General features: G+C 33.4%; 22 protein-coding genes, 3 tRNA genes, 1 pseudogene and 1 other annotated feature. Of the genes and pseudogenes, 17 read left to right on the plus strand and 9 right to left on the minus strand.

Translation table 11 applies throughout. The annotated features are described in order from the left end of the window. Positions 1 to 310: 310 nt before the first annotated feature. The 4 genes from acpP to BG262_RS00385 form a co-directional block, all read right to left on the minus strand. Entirely contained in the window at positions 311 to 553 is a 243-nt protein-coding gene (gene acpP, locus BG262_RS00370; protein ID WP_070786906.1) for an acyl carrier protein, read from the minus strand. After that, positions 546 to 1,559 (minus strand): phosphate acyltransferase PlsX, encoded by a 1,014-nt coding sequence (gene plsX, locus BG262_RS00375; RefSeq protein WP_070786907.1) that lies wholly within the window; start codon positions 1,557 to 1,559, stop codon positions 546 to 548. Before plsX ends, acpP begins: the two co-directional genes overlap by 8 nt. An 82-nt stretch (positions 1,560 to 1,641) precedes the next feature. Next, on the minus strand, positions 1,642 to 2,442 hold the full coding sequence (locus BG262_RS00380) for a Cof-type HAD-IIB family hydrolase (RefSeq protein ID WP_070786908.1): 801 nt from the start codon (positions 2,440 to 2,442) through the stop codon (positions 1,642 to 1,644). A 304-nt stretch (positions 2,443 to 2,746) separates the two neighbouring features. Beyond that, a complete protein-coding gene (locus BG262_RS00385; RefSeq protein WP_070786909.1) occupies positions 2,747 to 4,369 on the minus strand; it encodes an ABC-F family ATP-binding cassette domain-containing protein in 1,623 nt (540 codons plus the stop codon). Positions 4,370 to 4,513: 144 nt separating this feature from the next. Between BG262_RS00385 and BG262_RS10295 the strand changes: the two genes are divergently transcribed. The 11 genes and pseudogenes from BG262_RS10295 (at position 4,514) to BG262_RS11070 (ending at position 13,714) form a co-directional block, all read left to right on the plus strand. Further along, positions 4,514 to 4,663, plus strand: a complete 150-nt coding sequence (locus BG262_RS10295) for a teichoic acid D-Ala incorporation-associated protein DltX (RefSeq protein WP_075201861.1) — start codon at positions 4,514 to 4,516, stop codon at positions 4,661 to 4,663. Between the two features lie 14 nt (positions 4,664 to 4,677). Next, positions 4,678 to 6,147, plus strand: coding sequence for a D-alanine--poly(phosphoribitol) ligase subunit DltA (gene dltA / locus BG262_RS00390; RefSeq protein ID WP_070786910.1), 1,470 nt, complete (start codon positions 4,678 to 4,680; stop codon positions 6,145 to 6,147). After that, positions 6,147 to 7,361 (plus strand): D-alanyl-lipoteichoic acid biosynthesis protein DltB, encoded by a 1,215-nt coding sequence (dltB, locus tag BG262_RS00395; RefSeq protein ID WP_371827957.1) that lies wholly within the window; start codon positions 6,147 to 6,149, stop codon positions 7,359 to 7,361. The genes dltA and dltB overlap by 1 nt, the downstream gene beginning before the upstream one ends. A gap of 25 nt (positions 7,362 to 7,386) precedes the next feature. Further along, entirely contained in the window at positions 7,387 to 7,626 is a 240-nt protein-coding gene (gene dltC / locus BG262_RS00400) for a D-alanine--poly(phosphoribitol) ligase subunit DltC (RefSeq protein ID WP_070786911.1), read from the plus strand. Then, complete coding sequence (gene dltD, locus BG262_RS00405; protein WP_070786912.1) at positions 7,623 to 8,906, plus strand: D-alanyl-lipoteichoic acid biosynthesis protein DltD; 1,284 nt, start codon at positions 7,623 to 7,625, stop codon at positions 8,904 to 8,906. Before dltC ends, dltD begins: the two co-directional genes overlap by 4 nt. 13 nt (positions 8,907 to 8,919) lie before the next feature. Next, on the plus strand, positions 8,920 to 9,633 hold the full coding sequence (locus tag BG262_RS00410; protein WP_070786913.1) for an alpha/beta hydrolase: 714 nt from the start codon (positions 8,920 to 8,922) through the stop codon (positions 9,631 to 9,633). Between the two features lie 92 nt (positions 9,634 to 9,725). Further along, a complete protein-coding gene (locus BG262_RS00415; protein ID WP_070786914.1) occupies positions 9,726 to 10,139 on the plus strand; it encodes a YxeA family protein in 414 nt (137 codons plus the stop codon). Between the two features lie 98 nt (positions 10,140 to 10,237). Beyond that, positions 10,238 to 10,831: a signal peptidase I gene (gene lepB, locus BG262_RS00420; RefSeq protein ID WP_070786915.1), complete on the plus strand. Its 594-nt coding sequence runs from the start codon at positions 10,238 to 10,240 to the stop codon at positions 10,829 to 10,831. Positions 10,832 to 10,900: 69 nt separating this feature from the next. Beyond that, positions 10,901 to 11,120: a binding site (T-box leader), on the plus strand. Positions 11,121 to 11,198: 78 nt separating this feature from the next. Then, a complete protein-coding gene (trpS, locus tag BG262_RS00425; RefSeq protein ID WP_070786916.1) occupies positions 11,199 to 12,227 on the plus strand; it encodes a tryptophan--tRNA ligase in 1,029 nt (342 codons plus the stop codon). 170 nt (positions 12,228 to 12,397) lie between these two features. Then, a pseudogene (locus tag BG262_RS11065) lies at positions 12,398 to 12,772 on the plus strand (HD domain-containing protein); the annotation flags it as partial. Positions 12,773 to 13,045: 273 nt separating this feature from the next. Then, on the plus strand, positions 13,046 to 13,714 hold the full coding sequence (locus BG262_RS11070) for an HD domain-containing protein (RefSeq protein WP_070786950.1): 669 nt from the start codon (positions 13,046 to 13,048) through the stop codon (positions 13,712 to 13,714). A gap of 156 nt (positions 13,715 to 13,870) precedes the next feature. On the opposite strand, the gene trhA is transcribed toward BG262_RS11070, so the two are convergent. Beyond that, positions 13,871 to 14,509: a PAQR family membrane homeostasis protein TrhA gene (gene trhA / locus BG262_RS00435; protein WP_070786917.1), complete on the minus strand. Its 639-nt coding sequence runs from the start codon at positions 14,507 to 14,509 to the stop codon at positions 13,871 to 13,873. Positions 14,510 to 14,606: 97 nt separating this feature from the next. Between trhA and BG262_RS00440 the strand changes: the two genes are divergently transcribed. After that, on the plus strand, positions 14,607 to 15,473 hold the full coding sequence (locus BG262_RS00440) for a glycerophosphodiester phosphodiesterase (RefSeq protein ID WP_083312840.1): 867 nt from the start codon (positions 14,607 to 14,609) through the stop codon (positions 15,471 to 15,473). 2 nt (positions 15,474 to 15,475) lie between these two features. Here the strand turns inward: BG262_RS00440 and recO are convergent, their stop codons facing one another. The 4 genes from recO to BG262_RS00460 form a co-directional block, all read right to left on the minus strand. Further along, positions 15,476 to 16,276 (minus strand): DNA repair protein RecO, encoded by an 801-nt coding sequence (gene recO, locus BG262_RS00445; protein ID WP_070786918.1) that lies wholly within the window; start codon positions 16,274 to 16,276, stop codon positions 15,476 to 15,478. Positions 16,277 to 16,285: 9 nt separating this feature from the next. Next, positions 16,286 to 17,458, minus strand: coding sequence for a pyridoxal phosphate-dependent aminotransferase (locus BG262_RS00450; RefSeq protein WP_070786919.1), 1,173 nt, complete (start codon positions 17,456 to 17,458; stop codon positions 16,286 to 16,288). Between the two features lie 116 nt (positions 17,459 to 17,574). After that, a tRNA-Glu gene (locus BG262_RS00455) sits at positions 17,575 to 17,646 on the minus strand. 106 nt (positions 17,647 to 17,752) lie between these two features. Continuing rightward, positions 17,753 to 17,824 (minus strand) — tRNA-Glu (locus tag BG262_RS00460). Between the two features lie 459 nt (positions 17,825 to 18,283). Between BG262_RS00460 and BG262_RS00465 the strand changes: the two genes are divergently transcribed. The 5 genes from BG262_RS00465 (at position 18,284) to BG262_RS00480 (ending at position 21,669) form a co-directional block, all read left to right on the plus strand. Continuing rightward, positions 18,284 to 18,356 (plus strand) — tRNA-Lys (locus tag BG262_RS00465). 125 nt (positions 18,357 to 18,481) lie between these two features. Then, complete coding sequence (locus BG262_RS11080; protein ID WP_478210316.1) at positions 18,482 to 18,613, plus strand: DUF3781 domain-containing protein; 132 nt, start codon at positions 18,482 to 18,484, stop codon at positions 18,611 to 18,613. Positions 18,614 to 18,690: 77 nt separating this feature from the next. Then, positions 18,691 to 19,377: a YjjG family noncanonical pyrimidine nucleotidase gene (locus BG262_RS00470; protein WP_070786920.1), complete on the plus strand. Its 687-nt coding sequence runs from the start codon at positions 18,691 to 18,693 to the stop codon at positions 19,375 to 19,377. A gap of 251 nt (positions 19,378 to 19,628) precedes the next feature. Beyond that, a complete protein-coding gene (locus BG262_RS00475; RefSeq protein WP_070786921.1) occupies positions 19,629 to 20,381 on the plus strand; it encodes a glycerophosphodiester phosphodiesterase family protein in 753 nt (250 codons plus the stop codon). Between the two features lies 1 nt (position 20,382). Next, positions 20,383 to 21,669, plus strand: coding sequence for an MFS transporter (locus BG262_RS00480; RefSeq protein ID WP_070786922.1), 1,287 nt, complete (start codon positions 20,383 to 20,385; stop codon positions 21,667 to 21,669). The last annotated feature ends 80 nt before the right edge of the window (positions 21,670 to 21,749 follow it).

The following is a 21,749-nucleotide window of genomic DNA, read 5'->3' on the forward strand; positions in this document are numbered from 1 at the left end:
AACATCCTATTGATTAGTATTATAATGCAAAAGTTTTTTTAAACAAAATAAAAACTCATTTTAGAGTATCAATGAGTTAAATTTATAGTAAAAATTTGTATAAATTTGATGATTTTTAATTTCTAATCTTTTTTTACTTTTATAAAATATTTGAAGTATTGTACTCTCTGGAAATTTGTTGGAATGCTTCATGAATTGGAAGTAAATAGGAGAAAAATATCGCAGATAGGGTACAAAAAAACAGCTATCAATTGATAACTGTTTTTAAGTTTGTACCTTATATCATATAAAATTAAGATATCATATAAAATTAAGCTTTTTGCTCTGCAATATAGTCAACAACATTACCGATTGTAATTATACGATCAGCATCTTCGTCTGAAATTTCAATATCAAATTCATCTTCAAGGGCTAGAGTAAATTCCATGATTGAGATAGAATCAGCATGAAGATCATCTACAATATCAGTTTCAAGTGTAATCTGATCTGGCTCAATTTCTAAGCTTTCAGCCAATGTATCTTTGATTTGGTTAAAAATTTCTTCTTTAGTCATTTGTATGTGTTTCACTTTCTTTTTGATAATAATCTACAAGTTGTCCAACAACATTGCTTTCAAGCATTCTGTTGATTTGTTTAATTGTTGAATAAATAGCTTGCTCTTTTGAAGAACCATGTGATTTGATAACTGGAGCTTTGACACCGAATAGCACAGCACCGCCAGCCTTTTCATAATCCATTTTATCCTTCAAACCAAGCAGTCCATTTTTTAGGAGAAGAGCACCAGCTTTACCTCTAAGACCACTTTCAGTAATTGCTTCTTTTAATAACTTCATCATATTTGATGCAGTGCCCTCAATTGTTTTAAGAACAGCATTTCCTGTGAATCCATCAGTAACAACAACATCAGCAATCCCATCAAGAAGATCACGCGCTTCTATGTTACCGATGAAATTAATCGTTTCATCAGCTTCTAGAAGTTTAAAAGCTTCTTTAGTTAGAGGAGTCCCTTTTCCAGGTTCTGTCCCGTTATTAAGTAGACCTACTCGTGGATTTTCAATACCACGAATGTTTTTAGCATAGAAGGTACCAAGAGTTCCGTAGTTGTGGAGGTGTTTTGCTGTATTTTCAGCATTGGCACCTAGGTCGAGCATATCGAAACCAGTCCCATCAATTGTAGGCAAAGTTGAAAGTAATGCTGGTCTTTCAACTTGTTTAATTCGTCCAATGACAAATAGTCCACTTGCTAATAAAGCACCTGTATTCCCAGCTGAAAGTAAAGCATCTGCATCGCCGTCTTTCACAGCTTGAGCAGCACGAACCATACTTGAATCTTTTTTCTTACGAATTGCTTTAACGGGTTCATCAGTACCTTCTATTTTTTGGGTAGTATGAACGATAGAAATATTTTTATTTTCTTCGTCAAGACATTCTTTGATTTTTGCTTCATCTCCAAAGAGAATGAATTCAAGATTTGGAAAATCTTTGCTGGCAAGTTTCACTCCATCTACAATAGCTTTAGGAGCGAAATCACCACCCATTGCATCAACTGCAATTTTCATATGTATTCCTCTTATATAGTTTATATTTTAATGCAAGAATAATCCCACAAATTATTTCTTATATATATCGAATAAAATTGTATCACAAATGTATTATTTTTTCAATTTCATCGATTACAGCACCAGCGTTATGATGCCCAATTATATTTTCACTAACGCTTTTAACTTTTTCACGAGCATTGTCAACTGCATACGAATGGCCTGCATACTCAAGCATTTCCAAATCATTATGGTTATCGCCAAAGGCTGCAATTTCATTAGGATTTATATTCAATTTTTCAGCTAATTTTTCGAGTCCGGTCGCCTTATTTATATGGCTTGGGATAATATCAAGTCCCTCGAACCCAGTGGTAACAGCGCGATAGTCACCAATCCTAGAATTAAGCCAAGATTCAAACTCTAAAATATAATCAGCCGGCAAGTTTGCACTAAGCTTCAAGATCTTGTCATCAACCTCATCAAGACTTTTAATAATAATGAGATTTGAATAGTATATTTTCGATTTTTCTATGTAATCAGGGTCTGAGTTTTCAAAAATGTAAAAGCCTTTTTCACCAGATAAGAGGATTTTTTGTCCTATAAATCTTTCATTTTGAGAAACTAGGTCGAGGATTTTTTTAACATCATTCATTGACATAACTTCTTCAAAAAGAATTTCATCCTCGTATGTCACAATTGCTCCATTCTCTGCTACAAAAGCCATTTGATCTTTGAAATCAGAAAAAACATTTTGTAGGGAAAGTAGCTGTCTTCCACTTGCAGCAGCAAAAACAACTCCTTTTTTATTTAGTTGATTGAGCACCTCTGAAAAACGTTCTTTATCGTATGTACTTGCGGCATTTAGAAATGTTCCATCCATATCTGTTGCGATTAATTTTATCAATTATTCACTCCTATCCATGTTTGTTATGGTTGATTAAAATAGAAATAAGACAAGGCGCTTCGCTGTGCTACGATGTCCATAGAACTTAAATTGCTAAAGCAATTAGTTCTAATGGCGACGAATTGATGATAGAACTAGCGTTCATCGAGATGAGTCACTACGCCTTGCTCCGATGTCGATTATACTATAATAAGCAAGCTTATTAGTATAAATCGCAACGATGTATTAATCTATTTTTAAGTGACTGTAAAATAAGAAACTCATCAATTTGAAGTTGATGAGGATCTTTTTATTTATTTAAGTATTAGTTATTCCAAAGTTCTTTTACTTTTGCTTGAACTTCATCATTTTCAAGGAACTCGTCATATGTTTCATCTATCCTATCAATAACGCCATTCTTAGAAAGAACAACGATATGATTAGCTAGTGTTTCAATAAACTCATGGTCATGACTGGCAAAAAGGATGCTTCCTTTGAATGCTTTCAATCCATCATTTAGAGCTGAAATTGACTCAAGGTCTAAATGGTTTGTTGGATCATCAAGAACAAGGACATTTGACTTAAGTAACATAAGTTTACTTAACATTACACGTACTTTTTCTCCCCCTGAAAGAACGTTAACTGATTTATTAACTTCTTCCCCAGAGAATAACATACGTCCAAGGAAACCACGTAAGAATGTGTTGTCGTCTTCTTCTTTGCTTGCGAATTGACGTAACCAGTCAAGTATAGTTTCTCCTCCAGCAAAATCACGTGTATTATCTTTTGGAAGATATGATTGACTTGTAGTAACACCCCATTTAACTTCACCAGTGTACTCAATATCATTCATAAGAGCACGCATTAGAGTAGTAGTTTGGATATCATTTTGACCAATAAAGGCAACTTTATCGCCTGGTTTAAGGATAAAGTTGATATTATCAAGAATTACTTCACCATCAATTTCAACTCGTAAGTCTTTAACTGAAAGAAGATCATTACCAATTTCGCGTTCTGGTTTGAACCCAATAAATGGATATTTACGGCTACTTGGAACAATTTCTTCAAGTTCAATTTTATCAAGCATTTTCTTACGAGATGTTGCTTGTTTAGATTTAGAAGCGTTGGCAGAGAATCTTGCAACGAAATCTTGAAGTTCTTTGATCTTTTCTTCAGCCTTACGGTTTTGATCACCTTGAAGTCGAAGTGCAAGTTCACTTGATTCTTTCCAGAAGTCATAGTTACCAACGAAAAGTTTAATTTTTCCAAAATCAAGGTCGGCCATGTGTGTACAAACTTTATTTAAAAAGTGACGGTCATGGGATACGACAATAACAGTATTTTCAAAGTTTATCAAAAACTCTTCTAACCAGTTGATAGCTTGAATATCTAGTCCATTTGTTGGTTCATCGAGTAGTAAAACATCTGGTTTACCAAATAGAGCTTTAGCAAGTAGTACTTTAACGTGTTCCCCAGCTGTTAGGTTAGCCATTAAATCAGAATGTTGACTAGCTGGAATACCAAGGTTTTGTAAAAGTGAAGCAGCTTCACCTTCAGCCTCATAACCACCCATTTCACCAAATTGTGCTTCAAGTTCAGCAGCATGCATGAAATCATCATCAGTTGAGTCAGGGTTCATGTAGATAGCATCTTTTTCTTCTGCAATCTTAGCAAGAACTTCATTACCTGACATTACAACTTCAAGTGGAGTTTGTTCTTCATAGTCAAAGTGATTTTGACGAAGAACTGAAAGACGTTCATCTGTACCAAGTGAAACATGACCTGTTGAAGGCTCAATATCACCAGCTAAAATTTTTAAAAATGTTGATTTACCAGCACCGTTGGCACCGATAAGTCCATAACAATTTCCTGGTGTAAATTTGATGTTTACTTCATCAAAAAGTTTACGGTCTGAAAATTGTAAGCTAATATCGTTAACTGTAAGCATTTTTTCTCCTATAAAATATGTATATATGCCACCATTTTACAGGTTTTTTAATGAAAAGTAAACGTTTGGGAACTTTTAGCTACCTTTTATGAATTCTTACATATTTGTAAGTACCACTTTAATTCAGTATGATATAATAATAGTATGAAAAAATTAGAAACAATTTTCACTGAGAATCGTGGGGTTAATTTTTTAGCCCGTACAGCATTATACTTTGTAATTTTACTTGGTTTGCTGTATCTATATCACTATTCTGGTATAGGCCAAGGTGGCTTTATGTACAATGAATTTTAGAAGGAAATAACACTATGTTAACAAACATTATTAAGACAATTGATGGACACAATAAAGATGCCCTAGCATATGACTACCTAGGAGAGTTACATACATATGCAGAATTAAAAGAAAAGTCTGATCAATTGGCTGCTTATCTAATTGAACAAAACCTTCCTGAGAAAGCAGCGATTATGGTTTATGGAGGACATGAATTCGAGATGATGGTTGCATTTCTTGCTTCTGTTAAGAGTGGTCATGCCTACATTCCAGTAGATGTTAATTCATCGAATGATCGTATAGAGGGAATTGTGGAAGTAGCAAAACCAGCAGCACTTATAGCTGTCAATGAGCTTCCAATAGAAATTGATGTTCCTGTTATTAAACTTGATGAGAACATATTTACAGGCTCTGTTGAATTAGATGAATCACTTCAAGTAACGGGTGATGATACGTATTACATAATATTCACTAGTGGAACAACTGGTAAACCAAAAGGTGTTCAAATAAGTCACGATAATCTTTTAAGTTTTACAAATTGGATGCTTGAAGATTTTAATTTGAAAAAAGAACCAGTAACATTAGCACAACCTCCATATTCATTTGATTTATCCGTAATGGAATGGGCACCAACATTAGCTCTCGGAGGATGCTTAAAGGCACTTCCAAAAGAAGTTGCTGATGACTTTGCTCAACTATTTACAGTTTTACCTAAAATGGACTTAGAGGTATGGGTATCAACACCATCATTTTCTGAAGTTGCTATGCTTAGCCCAGAATTTAATCAGGAAAATTATCCTGAATTAAAGCATTTTCTTTTTTGTGGTGAAGAATTAACAGTAGGAACTGCAAAAAAACTTAAGGAAAGATTCCCTGAGGCGCAAATTTTCAATACTTATGGACCAACTGAAGCAACAGTTGCTGTAACTCGTGTTGAAATTACAAATGATTTAATTGAATCAAGTGATCGTTTACCTATTGGTTATGTAAAACCTAATACAACAATTCATATTGTTGATGGTGAGATTGTAATTGCTGGACCAAGCGTTTCTAAAGGATATATGAATAATCCTGAGAAAACTGCAGAAGCATTTTATGAAGTTGATGGGGAGCCTGCTTACCGTACAGGTGACTTAGGAAAATTTGATGAAAATGGTCTTCTTCATTATGGTGGGAGAAAAGATTTTCAAATTAAACTTCACGGATATCGTATTGAGCTTGAAGAAGTGAATCACTTTTTGAACCTATCAAAATACGTAAAATCAGCAGTTGCAGTTCCAAAATATGGAGCAGATCATAAAGTTCAGGCGATGGTTGCTTATGTAGTACCAAAAGAACACGAATTTGAAAAAAATATTCAATTAACAAACGCTATTAAAGCTGAGTTAAATGAAATTATGATGCCATATATGGTTCCAAGTCGTTTTAAATATGTAGATAGTCTACCAATCTCTCCTAATGGGAAAATTGATATCAAAGCTGTGATTGCTGAGGTGAATAAATAATGATGGATTTTTTACATAAGATACCGAACTTGGACGCTTATGGGAATCCTCAGTATTTTGTTTATCTGGCTATCGCGCTATTACCTATAGTCATAGCTATGTATCATCAGAAAAGATTGCATGTATATGAAGCTCTAGTTCAATTTGGTTTTATCTTTGTAATGTTTACTGGGGTAAAATGGCACCAGGGCATGGCTCTACTTGCATATATAGCCTGGGAGTTTATAATAGTTGGTGGATACATGACATATAGAAAAAAAGCTAACAATAGTATTGTTTTCTACGTCATGACCTTCTTATCGGTGCTCCCTTTGCTTATGGTTAAGCTTACACCAGCACTGCTAGGTCATCATTCGTTCCTAGGATTTATGGGGATTAGTTATTTAACTTTCCGTGCTACCGGAATGGTAATGACTGCACGTGATGGTGTAATAAGTGAATTTAAACCGGCCATGTTCTTTAAGTTTGTATTATTCATGCCTACTTTTACTAGTGGTCCAATTGACAGATATGAGCGCTTCGAAAAAGACTATAACAATATTCCTGATAAGGAAGAGTATCTTGATATGCTTCAAAAGGCAGTTTGGTACGTTATGCTTGGCTTCCTATATAAATTCTTAATTGCCTATGTACTAAAAGAGTATTTCCAAATCTTTTTGGAAAAAGCAGCCATTGCTAAAGGTGGACTTTCATGGCCATTAGTAGGGTATATGTATGTCTATGGACTAGATTTATATTTTGATTTTGCAGGATATTCAATGTTTGCTGTCGCTATATCTTATTTGTTCGGGATTAGATCACCTATCAACTTCAATCGACCATTTATCTCTAAAAACCTTAAAGATTTCTGGAATCGTTGGCATATGAGCTTGAGTTTTTGGTTCCGTGATTTCGTCTTTATGAGATTATCTTTTCTTCTCATGAAGAAAAAGGTATTTAAGAGTCGTGTTACAACAGCAAACGTAGCCTATATCTTCAATATGCTATTAATGGGATTCTGGCATGGAGTTACATGGTATTATATTGCATATGGTCTCTTCCATGGAGTTGGACTTGTCATCAATGATGCGTGGCTTAGATACAAAAGAAAACATAAGAAAGAAATACCACATAATAAGTTCACAGAAATATTTGCAACCTTTATAACTTTACAGGCTGTATTTGTAGGATTCCTAATATTCTCAGGAATTCTAGATAAAATATTTTTTAAATAATTAAATTTCGAGAGGAAAAATAAAAATGGAAAATGTAAAAAATGGAATTATTGATATTATGGAAGAAGTTTCAGGAGAAGATGTAACTTCGATGATGGACGAAAATTTTTACGATAATGGTTTGCTTGATTCAATGGCAACTATTGAAGTATTAATGAGTATCCAAGACGAATTTGGTGTAACAATTCCTGTTTTAGGTTTTGTTCGCGAAGAGTGGGATACTCCAAATAAAGTTATAGCTAAGGTTACGGAGATGTTAGGATGAAACTAGTAAAACGCCTGTGGTGGATTTTTGGTCCATTAGTCATTGCAGCAGGTATTTTATTTAGTTTACTAGCTTTTACTAATTCAGATGTAAGGTATTCAGATAAGGTTTTAAATAAAGCAGCTTCATCACTTGAGACACGAGTTTTTAAAGGACGTGCATTAAAAAAAGCGGCATTTCAGAATAAGGAAAAAAGGTATGTTCCTTTTATGGGTTCGAGCGAATTAACACGTTTTGATTCATTCCACCCATCAGTTCTTGCTGATAAGTACAAGAGAGACTACACTCCATTTCTTTTAGGATATATGGGTACTCAATCATTAACACAGTACTCAGCTATGCAACCAATTCAAGATGATATTGCTGGTAAGAAAGTAGTCTTCAGTATCAGTCCTCAATGGTTTGATCCAAAAGGACAAAATAAGGCAGCCTTTCAAACTTTCTATTCAAAAATTCAAGGAATTTATTTCCTAAAAAACGCTACTAATTCTGCAGAAGATAGGTATGCGGCTCAAAGATATTTGGATATGGGAATTCAAGACGATGACCTTTTCAGACAAGTTGCTAAAGGACATCCATTAAGTGAGAAACAAAAAAGAAAAGTTAGTTTTGACTTAGGAATCTTGTCTAATGAAGATCTCTTATTTTCTCGTTTCGACTTAAAAGATAACTATAAGAAAAAAATTATACCTATGGAAAAACCACTTCCAGATACTTATAATTATGAAGAATTGGATCAAATAGCTACAGATCAAGCTAAGGAAAATACTACAAATAATGATTTAGGCATTAAAAATAGTTTTTATAATGAGCGTTTAAGGGCTAATGTCGGTCGATTAAAAGGTTCTCAAGCACATTTTGACTATACAAGATCAAAAGAATACAATGATTTTCAGTTAGTTCTTGATGAATTTGCTAAACAAAACATTGAAGTTCTATTTGTAATTCCGCCTATTAATCAAAAGTGGATTGACTACACAGGTTTAAGCCCTAAGATGTATCAAGATACTGTGAAAAAAATTAAACATCAATTAACTGAACAAGGTTTTAATAATATTGCAGACCTCTCTAATGAGAGTGATAAACCATATTATATGCAGGATACAATTCATATAGGATGGCGTGGATGGCTTGATTTAGATAGATATATCAATCCATTTCTATCTAAAAAGTATATTAAGCCTGAATATGAAATTGATAATGATCAATTCTTGTCTAAGGATTGGGCAATGTTAGAACCTGATAAAATTGGACAATCAACTTTAAATACAGAAAATTAAAAGGGGACACATCATGGCTTTTTTTAAAAATTTGTTTGTAAAAACTCCAAAGACAATAAAAACAGGAGTACATTGTCCGGCAATTTTTATTCCAGGGAGCTCTGCAGGTAAAAATCGCTTTGATTTAACCTTCAAAATGATGAATATAAATCCCAAGAATGTTCTTAAACTTGTTGTAAACTCAAATAAAGTTATCTCGACAACGGGAGTTTTCAAAGGCTATGTAGTCATAGCTTTTGAAAATAACCGTGATGGTTATGAAAATATTAAAGAACAAGCTCGATTATTGGATGCAGCATTCGCATATCTAGTTTCGCGCTTTGATTTTGAGGAATTTAATGCAGTAGGTCACTCCAATGGAGGACTAAACTGGACCATTTTCTTAGAAAAATATTTTGGAAATTATGATAAGACAGTTCTTAATTTGGTTACAATTGGTACACCTTTCAACCTTGATAGAAAAGATGGGAAGAAAACACCAATGCTTATTGATCTGATAAGAGAAAAGAATAATATTCCTAAAAATCTTAGAGTCCATGCAATAGCAGGCTTAGATGATGGGATAGTTGCTAATAGAAGTGCTTGGGCTAGTAAAGATATTTTCTACAAGACAGTTGCAGATTTTACTGAACTAAATGTTTCAGGCCTTACAAGTTATCATTCAGCTTTACCTCAAAATCAACTAATAGTTGATTCATTGACTTCAATACTAAGAATACCTCAATAATATATGAGGTATTTTTTATAAAAAATAATATGGCTTTACATTCCTAATCTAACACAAGCATGTGATTATATAATATAAATCGGAGGAAAATAATGAAAAGTAGATTTTTGGTCCCTATCTTAACCCTAGGAACAATCGTTCTTCTTGTGTTTGCATTTTTTACTTTTTATCAAAATAAGAATGAAATTGTTGACCGTATAAATCCGTTAATGAAAATGACCTATGGATATGCTACACTTCCACCCGAAGTAACCTATAATGGTGGAAAAGCCTACGTAGAAAAGTCTAGTCAAACACAAATTCCAGACAATTATGTAGAACCTGTCTATGATAAAGCAGGAAAGAAACCTCATACTTTAACTTTTTCGGGAGGACAATCACCAGAAGGTAAAAATTATGGTAAGTTGGAACATAAAGGTACTTACGTGAAATATTTAGAGTTTGTATCTTGGGATGAGATACCTAAAGATTTACAAAAAGTTATGAACAAGGAATATAAAAAGTAATATTTTGGACAAATTGGACATAGTGAGTTAAACTTGAGGCTACAATATTAATTAAATTAATTGATAGATGTTGTAAATAAATTTCAAAGGTGGTAAAAATGAAATTTTTACGTGATTGGGGTATATTTATACTTATTTTAGCCCTATACTTTCTATCTCGAATCTTTTTATGGGCACCTGTCATAGTGTCGGGACCTTCAATGGATCCTACTTTAGCAGATGGTCAACGTCTAATTCTCCTTAAAACGGAAAGATTGGAGCGTTTCGATATAGTAGTCGCAGAAGAAACCGATGATAATGGCGATAAGAAGGATATAATCAAGAGAATTGTTGGATTACCAGTAGATAAAATTTCTTATAAAGATGATACTTTGACTATTAATGGTCAAAAGTATGATGAACCGTATTTAGATGACTACAAACAAAAACTTAGAACAGAAAAGCTACAAAAAGAATACTCATTTAATAGTGAATTTCAAGAGTGGGCAAGAGAAACCAAATATTTTACTTTGGATAAAGATGCTAACTCAGAATTTGAAGTAACTGTACCCGAAGGACAATATTATTTACTTGGAGATAACCGATTAATCTCGGAAGACAGTCGAAGAATAGGTTCTGTTAATAAAAAAGATATTTTAGGTAAAGTCAAATTTAGAGTATGGCCATTTAAATCAATTGGAACAGTAAACTAACTTAATTGATTTTAGATCAAGAAATCTTTAGATTGACAGGTATGTAGATTACTTATATAATTTATATTAATAAGAGCGAAGAAAAGTAGCATTTGGAATGATTTCAGAGAATTGGCGGGTAGTGCGAGTCAATATCATAAAAAGTGTGAATGGGCTTTGCTTAAAATCATGATTTGAAAAAATAAAAATCACGGTAGTCACCGATATCAGACAATTGTTTTGTAAGACAATTAGAGGGAATAGATATGTTCCGAATTGTGGTGGTACCGTGTCGTGAGACGCCCGCATATAGATTATTAATCTATATGCGGTTTTTTGTTTTTCGAATCGAAGAACTTAATTATTATTTATTTATAAGGAGAAGAAGATGACATCAAAAAAAATTATTTTAACAGGTGATAGACCAACAGGTAAACTTCATATTGGTCATTATGTTGGTTCATTACGTAACCGAGTACTTTTACAAAATCAAGGTAAATATGATTTATTTGTCTTTCTAGCTGACCAACAAGCATTGACAGACCATGCAAAAGAGCCTCAAAAGATTATTGAAAGTGTTGGGGAAGTGGCACTTGATTACTTGGCAGCAGGTCTTGATCCTTCTAAATCAACTATCTTTATTCAAAGCCAAATTCCAGAACTTGCTGAGCTTTCTATGTATTTTATGAACTTAGTTAGTCTTGCTCGTTTGGAACGTAATCCAACAGTAAAAACGGAAATTTCTCAAAAGGGATTTGGAGAAAGTATTCCAGCAGGTTTCTTGGTTTATCCAGTATCTCAAGCAGCTGACATTACTGCATTTAAGGCTAATCTTGTTCCAGTTGGTAATGACCAAAAGCCAATGATTGAACAGACTCGTGAGATTGTTCGTTCATTCAATAACGCTTATGATACTGATGTATTAGTTGAACCAGAAGGAATTTATCCGGATAATGAAGCAGCAGGACGTCTACCTGGACTTGATGGTAACGCTAAGATGTCTAAATCATTAAATAATGGTATTTACCTATCAGATGATATTGATACGCTTCAGAAGAAAGTTATGAGCATGTATACTGATCCTAATCATATTCGTGTTGAAGATCCAGGACAAGTTGAAGGTAATATGGTATTCCATTATCTAGATGTCTTCGGAAATGCTGATGATGCTCAAAAAATTGCTGAGATGAAAGAACAATATGCAGCTGGTGGTCTTGGGGATGTTAAAACTAAGCGTTATTTACTAGAAGTTCTAGATCGTGAGTTAGGACCAATACGTGAACGTCGCTTAGAATATGCTAAAGATATGGGACAAGTTTACCAAATGCTTAAAGATGGTAGTGAAAAAGCCCAAGCAGTTGCTGCTAATACGCTTGATGAAGTAAAAGATGCAATGGGATTAAATTATTTTAAGTAAAAAATTCATGCCTAACTATTAATTTGATTATTTAAAAACAAAAGAATAACTCTTAGTAAGATGTGGATAGAAAATATTTTCTGTCCATATTTTTTTAGATTATATTAAGATTTTATCCACAATTTATGATAGAATAAAACTCCACAATTTAAGAAAAGAGGTGATTACCAATGAAGAATTCTCAGGAGCTAAATCTTAGAGAAATTTCAAATTTTGCAGCAAATATTCATTCGAATTTTAATGAAGGTCATGATTTTGAACATATCCAAAGGGTAGTGGAGTTAGCTAAGGAACTTTTACAAGATTATCCACAGGCAGATGAATTTTTAGTTTTAGCAGCATGCTATCTCCATGATACTTATGATGAAAAGTTATTTGATGATAGTATCAAACAAAAAGAAGCTGTAAAAGAATTTCTAGAGTCTTTAGGACTTGGTGATGATATTATTAGGCAATTATTTTCTATTATTGATAATATGAGTTTTGCAGCCAGTCTGGATGGTAAGGCACCTCTTGATCTTAATGGACAAATAGTACAGGATGCTGATAGGATTGATAGCCTTGGGCCGATAGCTGTTACACGTGCTCTACAATTCGGCTGGTATCATAATATTCCTCTTTATAATCCAGAGGAAGTAGCTCAGACTTTTACGTCCAAGGAGGATTATCGTAAGGCAGATAGTAGCACCATAACTCACTTTAAGGAAAGATTATTTCTTTTAAAGGATATGCTTAATACAAAAAAGGCTCAGGATATGTGTTTTGAGCGTGATAAATTTATTCGTGATTTTGTAGCAGCTATTGAAGCAGAGTGGGTTATGGATAATCCTGACTTAATAAATGATGAGAAATTAGTAAAAATAAGAGATTTTGCCTATAACATTCATTCCGAAATTAATGATGGTCATGATTTTAATCATATTAGACGAGTAGCTGGTTTAGCTCAAAAAATTCTAGAGACTTATTCACATGTGGATAAGTTTACAGTCCTAGCTACGGTTTATCTACATGATTGTTATGATCAAAAGCTTTTTGTGGATAGTTTGGAACAAAAAGCTAAGGTAATCGACTTTCTTTCCAAGCTAGAAATTGAACAAGATATAATTGATAAGATAATCTATATTATCGACAATATGAGTTTCTTTGCTAATATCGATGGTCAAAAGAAATTGAATTTAGTTGGACAAATCGTTCAGGATGCGGACCGTCTTGATAGTATGGGAGCTATCGCTATAAATAGAGCTCTTGAATATGGATGGTCACATAGTCGTAAATTATATGATCCAAGTGTTAAGCCTCGCCAAGATTTATCAAAGGATGAATATCGTAATTCAGAAGGAACTACAATAAATCATTTTTATGAAAAACTATTTTTATTAAGTGACAAGTTGAATACTGAAGAAGCGCGTGAACTTGCAAAAGGTCGTAATCAGATAATGCATGATTTTGTCACAGGTATTGAAAGAGATTGGATTGAAGTTAGCTAAATAAAAAGGTGTGGAAAATCCACACCTTTTTCGTTTATTATATAGTTGATTAAAATAGAAATAAGACAAGTCGACGAATTGATGATAGAACTAGCGTTCATCGAGATGAGTCAACGATGTATTAATCTATTTTTAAGTGACTATAAATTAAAAATTTTATACATAGAGGTAGACTGAGAACCACATAAGCATTGCTGCTGCCATAACGAACAGGTGCCAAACGACGTGGTTGAAGGGAAATTTGACTGTGTAGAAGAAGGCTCCACTTGTATAGACGACACCACCCGCTACTAGGAGCCAGAAGGCTGTAGGATTTAGGGTGTTCCAAAGTGGGACGATCATTCCGACACATAGCCAGCCCATAATGATATAGATGACTGTTGAAATTTTTGGTACGCTGTCCATTTTCGGTAAGACGATGCTTTTGTAGACGATGCCAGCAATGGCAAGAAGCCAAATAGCTACCATCATTGAAGTTCCGAGCCATCCGCCGACAGTTACTAGGCAATATGGTGTATAGGTACCCGCAATCAAGAGATAGATTGATGAGTGATCAAATACTTGGAATACCTTGTTTGCCTTGGTGAAAATTAGGCTGTGGAAAAGTGTTGAAAAGAGGAATAAAAGAGTAAGACACGCTCCGTAGATAGTGAAGGATACGGTAGCTAAAGGTCCCATATGAGCACCTTTGATGATTAAAAGCACTAATCCAGCAACTGCTAAACCAAAACCGATACCGTGTGTTACCGCGTTAAACACTTCATTAGTTATTCTGTAAGCTCTACTTTCTTGCATTTTATGCCTCCTAATTTAATACTTTATCCTATTCTACTACTTTTTTGTAGAATTAATAGCTTTAGTATATAATTGAAGCAAAAGTTAGGGGGAGAGTATGAGGAAAATTTATTTACAATTTAAAAATCAACTAGCAAAACTTGCTAATGCTTATGAAAATATAAATTTATCTTTAAGACGCTCACGCCTTAAGAAAAAACTGAATTTAAATGGCAAAGGTGATTTGCAAATCTTTGCTCACCGAGGAAGTAAGTCAAATCGACCAGAAAATACACTAGCAGCCTTTGAAGAAGCAGTCAGAGTTGGAGCAGATGGGATAGAGCTTGATGTTCATATGACAAGGGACGGAGAAATTGTTATTATCCATGACGAGTCAATTGATAGAACCAGCAATGGACATGGTTTTGTCAGAAATTTAACCTTAAGGGAAATTCAAAAATTTGATGCAGGATCATGGTTTGACAAAAAGTATAAAAATGAGAAAATTCCATCCTTAAAAGAGGTTTTGGAACTATTAAAAGAGTTAGATTTCAAAGGTATATTGAATATTGAGATAAAGACAGATAAATATTACTATCCAGGAATTGAAGGAAAAGTATCAGAATTGATGCTTAAGGAAAATTATCCTTTTTCTCATATATATTGTTCATTTAACTATAAAAGTCTTGAAAAATTGCATGATTTAGAGCCAGACACAGAGTTAGCATATCTAGCCAAGAATGAAAAAGATAGAATTATTAGAGGTTTAGACTCACCATTTGCAAATAGCCTTCATCCAAGAATTGACTGGTTATATAAAAATATCGATAAGCTTGATAAATCTGAAAAGTTCTTTAGGTTTTGGACCATTAATAATGATTTAGATATTAAAATTGCACTTTCTAGTCCGAATGTTTTAGGAATAATGACAGATTATCCAGAACGTGCTGTGAAGATTAGAAATGAATACAAAAAAGAGAGTTGATTTCAACTCTCTTTACCATTTTCTTCAATTTTTCGTGTTTGTCCTAAATCGGTCATTAAATTTGACCATGAATCCATTTGATCTAAGAATTTCTTAGGCTTGAGATGTATTCCAACATATTCCTCATATAATTCGTCAATAAAGAGGCGAATTTTCTTTTTCAAGTCATCTTTTAATGAAATGTTTTGTATCTTATTTAAATCAACGTGCATAAAGAGATTTGCAAAATATATGACATTTGGATCCAGATGGCTACGTCGTTCATCTTCATTGAAGTGATTAACGCAGAGGCAACCATTGTATTTGAAGGAGTAATCCATTGGCAAGTCGGTTCTATGACAAAAGACACATTGTGAAAAATCAATACTAGAGCCAAAGTGTCCCATGATCTGTAATTCAAAAATATTTGTTACTACTTCCCTATCAAATCCCGAGTCAATTAACTCTAAACTTTTTGTTAGAAATTCAAATAAGGGAATATCTTTAATATTATCTGATATGGATGCATCAGCAAGAGCTACTAAGTAACTAGCGTGGGCATTGAGAAAAATATCTTCGTTAATATTTTTGAAAATCCTTACTTCGCTAATATCGTTAATGAATGAAAAACCAGTATCATTTATTTGAAAAATCATATTTGCAGAAGTTAGTGGCTGAATTCCAAAATTTAAACGAGACTTAGACGGATTCTTTAGGAAAAACATTCTTTTGCCGTGCTTCTTGGTAAATATTTTTACCAACTTGTCCTGTTCCTTGTAATTTTGAGAGTAGAGGACAAGAGCATTTGATTCCATTTGAGGCATAGTTAAACCTTACTTATTTTCTTCCATATATTCTTTTAGACGACTCATAGCTGTTTCAATAGTTTCCATGCTAGCAGCATAGCTAAGACGTACATATCCTTCACCTAGTTTACCAAAAGCACTTCCCGGTATAAAAGCTACTTGTTTCTTTTGAGCAAAATCTAATAAGAATTTAAATGAATTTTGTTCATACCCAGCTGGTATTTTAGCAAAAATGTAGAAGGCTCCGTCAGGTTTGATGATCTCAAAATCAAGTGCAGTCATTTTTTCTACAATATAATCACGACGCTTGATATACTCCACTTTCATAGGATAAGCATCATTTTTTCCTGCAGTTAAAGCTTCAATTGCCGCAAATTGAGCGTTAGTAGTAGCAGCAGTAACCAAATATTGATGGGTCTTGATAAGTTGAGCAGTGATAGCCTCAGTTGCTAGGATGAATCCAATACGCCAACCAGTCATAGCATGTGATTTTGAAAGTCCATTAATGACAATTGTTTGCTCAGGAATAAATTCAGCAATCGACACATGTTCTTCACCAGTGTAGTTCAGTTCAGAATAAATCTCATCACTGATAACAAAGACTTCATATTTTTTAAGAACCTCAGCAAATTCCTTAATCTGTTCTCTAGAATAAGTCACACCCGTTGGATTAGATGGGTAGTTTAGAATGATAGCCTTAACACTTTCACCACCATCAATTAGTGATTGTTCTAGTGTCTCAGGTGTTAGGATAAAATTATTTGGTGTAGTATCAATGGTAGTAACCTCGCCACCAGCCAAAGTAATAATAGGTTCATAACCTGGATAGTTAGGAGCAGGAATAAGTACCTTATCACCTTCAACAAGAATTGAAAGAAGACTTGCTGAAATTGCTTCAGTAGCACCTACGGTGACCAAAATTTCATTGTCAGGATTATAAGATAAATTATATTTTTCTTTCATAAACTCACTGACAGCTTGACGAAGTGGAAGTAAACCACTCATACCTGTGTAGTGACTTTGATTATCAGCAATTGCAGCAATACCTGCAGCTTTAACTTCTTCAGGTGTATTAAAATCAGGTTCTCCAAGTGTTAATTTAATAATATTTGGAATCTTAGAAACCTCTTGGTCAAATTGTCTAATTTCAGAAACAGCAATTTTATTAATATTTTGATTAAAACGGTGTGATAAATCCATGTTATCCTCCTAGATTATATGATGCTTAGCAATGATTTTATCAGTATTTTCAGAATTATTCAATGCTAATTAGTAGACAACAAAAAAACTTCAACAATTGCTGAAGTTTTATGAGATAGTCCGTACGGGATTCGAACCCGTGTTACCGCCGTGAAAAGGCGGTGTCTTAACCCCTTGACCAACGGACCAGGGTAAATATATAGTGGTTTAAAATAGATTAATACTTTGTTTACTTGTCTTATTTCTATTTAAATCAACTACGACTGTAGTTGTGTATAAATCATTAAGATTTAATAGTCCGTACGGGATTCGAACCCGTGTTACCGCCGTGAAAAGGCGGTGTCTTAACCCCTTGACCAACGGACCAAAAACACTACTTGAATAGTATACCCCGATACCCTCTACTTTGTCAACAACTTTTTAGAAATTTTTTGTATTTTTTTAAAAAAAGGTTTATAATAATTTTGTCTGCTCTGCTTTTTTATTTTTAAGCAATTTTGCAAGCGTATTCAAGTTCTTGAAAATTTAAAAATTTAATGGTATTATATACACAGATAAAGGTACTGGAATGTGCGAATCAGCTCATCTTTTTTGACCGACTAAATCGTATTGCTTTGGGATTCGAAGACATCTTACAGCGTGCATACCGAACATCCGGGAGCTAGTCTTAGTAAGAGCGAGAAGCCCACCTTGTCTATTAGGCGGGTTCAATACACGGGTTGATATACGGCATTCAATCAGTACTTTATTTTTTTTGAAAAAATATATTGAAATTTATAACTTAAGTGCTATAATATTCAAGTAAGCTTATTAAAGTTTTAACAAGCCTTCTTAGCTCAGTTGGCAGAGCAGTGGACTCTTAATCCATGGGTCGTAGGTTCAAATCCTACAGGGGGCACTAAGCAGACCTTCTATGAATCCTTTCATAGAAGGCTTTTTTATTGTTTTAAATGTGAGTTGCCCACTTTTTGTTCTAGTTAATTTTATATTTTAAATCATATTGTAGATTTTTCGTATGCTATAATGAATTATGAAGATGAGATATTAAAGAATCTATGTTATACAGAGCTTGTATATCCTAGAATTAATAAAAAACTAGCATTTAACATTTATAACATAGCAATTGAAAATTTAATTCTTACACATATAGAGTAATAACAGTTAATAGATTTTAAATTGCAAACCATATGTCCGACTTAGGTCATTTATTTTATATATTAAAAGGAAGATTTATGAAATACAAAACTTTACTATTTGATCTAGATGATACGATTTTAGATTTTGGCGCTGCTGAAGATTACGCTCTAGCTAAGCTATTTGAAGATATGGGTGTTGAGTTAACAGATGATATTAAAGACTATTACTTAAAGATAAATAAGCAAGCTTGGAAGGATTATGAAGACGGTAAGATAAGCCGTCAAGAAGTTACAGATAATCGTTTTTCTAATTTATTTTCTACATTAGGTATTGAGGTTGATGGTCCAAAAATGGATAATAAGTATCGCTCTCATTTAGCAGAAAACCCTCAATTTTTAGGGAAAAGTCTTGAAGTACTAGAAAAGTTGTCGCAAGATGATTATAAAATGTATATTTTGACTAATGGAGTATCTGTCACTCAACATAAGAGACTAAAAGATGCTGATTTATACCGCTTTTTCGAAGATGTTATTGTGTCAGAGGAGACAGGATATCAAAAACCAATGGTAGAATTTTTTGACTGTGCTTTTGAAAGGATAGAAAATTTTAATCCTGATACGACATTAATGATAGGTGACACATTATCCTCTGACATTAAAGGTGGTAATAATGCAGGAGTTGACACAGTATGGCTTAATAATAAAGATGCTGAAAACTTAACCGATGCCGTACCTACATACGAGATAAATGATATAGAAAAAATCTATGAAATTTTAAAATAGCTCTCAAGTCCTTACTTAATAGTAGGGGCTTTTATTAACCTTATTTTTACAAAGATTTAATAAAGAATTTACACACAAATAAGTTTTAAATCTTTATACTACAAATATGTGAAATCACAAACATTGTAATTGAAGTTATTGTTTTAAGTTAAGGGTGTTTTTAAGTGTTCTTTTTGTGAAAATCACATTTAAAGGAAGCGTTTTCATGATATAATATTTGATGTTGGAAAATTTATTGGAGGATTTATATAATGCATAAAGGTAAAAAGATTATTGCGCACAGGGGATTACCAGTCTTAGCACCTGAAAACACAATGGGTGGTTTTAAGCTAATGGAGAAATATAATGTAGATTGGTTTGAAACTGATGTTACTTCGACTAGTGATGGGGAACTTGTAATTATTCATGATGACTATCTTGATAGAACGACAAATAAATCAGGAGAGGTTTCAAGAATGAATTATTCAGAAATCAAAGATGCAGATACAGGTTTCTGGTTTTCATCAAAATATGATGGTGAAAAACTGCCAACTATGAGAGATATTGTTGATTTTGTTAATGAAACAAAAATTAATTTGAACATTGAGCTCAAAGGAATTACGGGTCCTGAGGGTAATAAACTAGCAGATAGCTTAGTCCATAAATTAAAAGACTTCTTAGATCAGATTGATCCTAATATTGAAATTCTTATTTCTAGTTTTAATTCAATAATGTTAGCTAAGATGCATAATATTGCTCCTGAATATGAATATGCTATTCTTTTTGAACAACATACTTTGTACCCAGATTGGCAATTAATTGCTGATGCATGTGGAGCAAAGACAGTTCACTTAGAGAGTGAAAGATTAACATATGATATGATTTCAGAGATCAAAAAACGAGGCTATAATGTTAATGTATGGACGGTTAATGATCATGGAAGAGCAAATGAACTTTTCAACTGGGGAGTTGATGGAATTTTTACAGATGTAGCAGATACATTTGTTGGAGAGAAAGGGGAATAAGATGAGTTTTAGTCAAACGATAATGAATAAGATAGGCTTCAAAGATAAGAAAAAATTTTTAGGTTTTCTGACAGTTGTGAGTTCTGGACAGATTATTTACTCAGCTTTTGAAGCTTTTAAGGGTACATTTTATAATACTTTGCTGGAAGTTTTCAATTTAAGTAATGCACAGTTAGGTACAATTCTTGGCGCACTAGGAATATCAACATTTCTATATATACCTGGTGGATGGATAAATAATAGATTCTCCACTAGATCATTATTGATTACAGGTATGCTAGTAAGGTTTTTAACTATAAACTATATGTTACTTTTCACTCCAGGATTTGAGCAACTAAAATTCATTGCTATGATTTGGGGTGTAGTAGATGCGTTCTTTTGGCCTGCAGTTCTTAACGGAGTAATACTCACAACAAACGAAAGCAATAGATCTATAGGCTTTGGCCTATTAGAGTCGGTTCGTAGAGCATTGGAAGTTTTAATGAATTTCATTCTTGTGACTGTTATGTCAGTTGCTGGAGGTTTGGCAATATTTAAAGGTGGTATGTTTGTTTATAACTTACTATTGATACCTCTATGCTTCTTAGTAATGAAATATATTCCTAAAAATGGTATTTCAGCTGAACATGAGGGAGAGGGAGCAAAAGCTGCAGATGCACTAAAAGGACTGATTGCAGTTATGCTTAAACCAAAAGTTTGGCTAGCCTCACTTTCTGCATTGACTGTGTACTGGTGCTACATCATACTTATATATACTGTGCCATATCTTCAAGCTGTTTATAAAATCAATTCATCACAAGCTGCATTATTTGGTATTTTTAATACGGGGGTTATGGGAATCATATGTGGTGTATTAGCAGGTTATATAGCATCGAAAGTTCTTAAATCATCATCATTATTAATGGGACTAGCTCTACTTGTCACTGCTGCATCACTTGGTTTAACTTTAATAGTTCCAAAAACGAAAGAAGCACTTCTTCCAGCTGTAATAGTATTATTCCTATTTTCATTTTCAATTTTCTTAGCAAAAAGTATCATTTTAGCTCCTGTTGCAGAACTTGATATAGATTCTAGATATTCAGGATCGGCTATGAGTGTAGGATCATTCTTAGCGTATGCACCAGTTCTCCTTGTCTATTCAATGAATGGTCGTATTATAGATAATAATCTATCAGATCCAGTAGCTGCATATAAAACTATCTTTTTAATTGGAGTAGGAGTTGCATTATTTGGTGCATTCTGTTCATTTGTTTTAGTTGCCTTAGGTAAGAAAAGTAAGGCAGCATAGTTAAAACAATATAATAATAATTAAGGGTTGCTGAGAAGCAGCCTTTTTCATCAAGTAAATTTACTAATGGCTTATAAACA

It is taken from the genome of Floricoccus penangensis, assembly GCF_001832885.1.
GTDB lineage: Bacteria > Bacillota > Bacilli > Lactobacillales > Streptococcaceae > Floricoccus > Floricoccus penangensis.

What these genes read in the sequence shown, in the direction of transcription:
- BG262_RS00480 (WP_070786922.1), top strand. Translation starts at nt 20,383, where the DNA reads ATGAGTTTTAGTCAAACGATAATGAATAAGATAGGCTTCAAAGATAAG.
- BG262_RS11070 (WP_070786950.1), top strand. Translation starts at nt 13,046, where the DNA reads ATGGATAATCCTGACTTAATAAATGATGAGAAATTAGTAAAAATAAGA.
- BG262_RS11080 (WP_478210316.1), top strand. Translation starts at nt 18,482, where the DNA reads ATGAATTATGAAGATGAGATATTAAAGAATCTATGTTATACAGAGCTT.
- BG262_RS00450 (WP_070786919.1), bottom strand. Translation starts at nt 17,458, where the DNA reads ATGGATTTATCACACCGTTTTAATCAAAATATTAATAAAATTGCTGTT.
- dltD (WP_070786912.1), top strand. Translation starts at nt 7,623, where the DNA reads ATGAAACTAGTAAAACGCCTGTGGTGGATTTTTGGTCCATTAGTCATT.
- BG262_RS00475 (WP_070786921.1), top strand. Translation starts at nt 19,629, where the DNA reads ATGCATAAAGGTAAAAAGATTATTGCGCACAGGGGATTACCAGTCTTA.
- trhA (WP_070786917.1), bottom strand. Translation starts at nt 14,509, where the DNA reads ATGCAAGAAAGTAGAGCTTACAGAATAACTAATGAAGTGTTTAACGCG.
- dltA (WP_070786910.1), top strand. Translation starts at nt 4,678, where the DNA reads ATGTTAACAAACATTATTAAGACAATTGATGGACACAATAAAGATGCC.
- BG262_RS00440 (WP_083312840.1), top strand. Translation starts at nt 14,607, where the DNA reads ATGAGGAAAATTTATTTACAATTTAAAAATCAACTAGCAAAACTTGCT.
- acpP (WP_070786906.1), bottom strand. Translation starts at nt 553, where the DNA reads ATGACTAAAGAAGAAATTTTTAACCAAATCAAAGATACATTGGCTGAA.
- trpS (WP_070786916.1), top strand. Translation starts at nt 11,199, where the DNA reads ATGACATCAAAAAAAATTATTTTAACAGGTGATAGACCAACAGGTAAA.
- BG262_RS00385 (WP_070786909.1), bottom strand. Translation starts at nt 4,369, where the DNA reads ATGCTTACAGTTAACGATATTAGCTTACAATTTTCAGACCGTAAACTT.
- BG262_RS00470 (WP_070786920.1), top strand. Translation starts at nt 18,691, where the DNA reads ATGAAATACAAAACTTTACTATTTGATCTAGATGATACGATTTTAGAT.
- BG262_RS10295 (WP_075201861.1), top strand. Translation starts at nt 4,514, where the DNA reads ATGAAAAAATTAGAAACAATTTTCACTGAGAATCGTGGGGTTAATTTT.
- dltB (WP_371827957.1), top strand. Translation starts at nt 6,147, where the DNA reads ATGATGGATTTTTTACATAAGATACCGAACTTGGACGCTTATGGGAAT.
- recO (WP_070786918.1), bottom strand. Translation starts at nt 16,276, where the DNA reads ATGCCTCAAATGGAATCAAATGCTCTTGTCCTCTACTCTCAAAATTAC.
- plsX (WP_070786907.1), bottom strand. Translation starts at nt 1,559, where the DNA reads ATGAAAATTGCAGTTGATGCAATGGGTGGTGATTTCGCTCCTAAAGCT.
- BG262_RS00415 (WP_070786914.1), top strand. Translation starts at nt 9,726, where the DNA reads ATGAAAAGTAGATTTTTGGTCCCTATCTTAACCCTAGGAACAATCGTT.
- dltC (WP_070786911.1), top strand. Translation starts at nt 7,387, where the DNA reads ATGGAAAATGTAAAAAATGGAATTATTGATATTATGGAAGAAGTTTCA.
- BG262_RS00410 (WP_070786913.1), top strand. Translation starts at nt 8,920, where the DNA reads ATGGCTTTTTTTAAAAATTTGTTTGTAAAAACTCCAAAGACAATAAAA.
- lepB (WP_070786915.1), top strand. Translation starts at nt 10,238, where the DNA reads ATGAAATTTTTACGTGATTGGGGTATATTTATACTTATTTTAGCCCTA.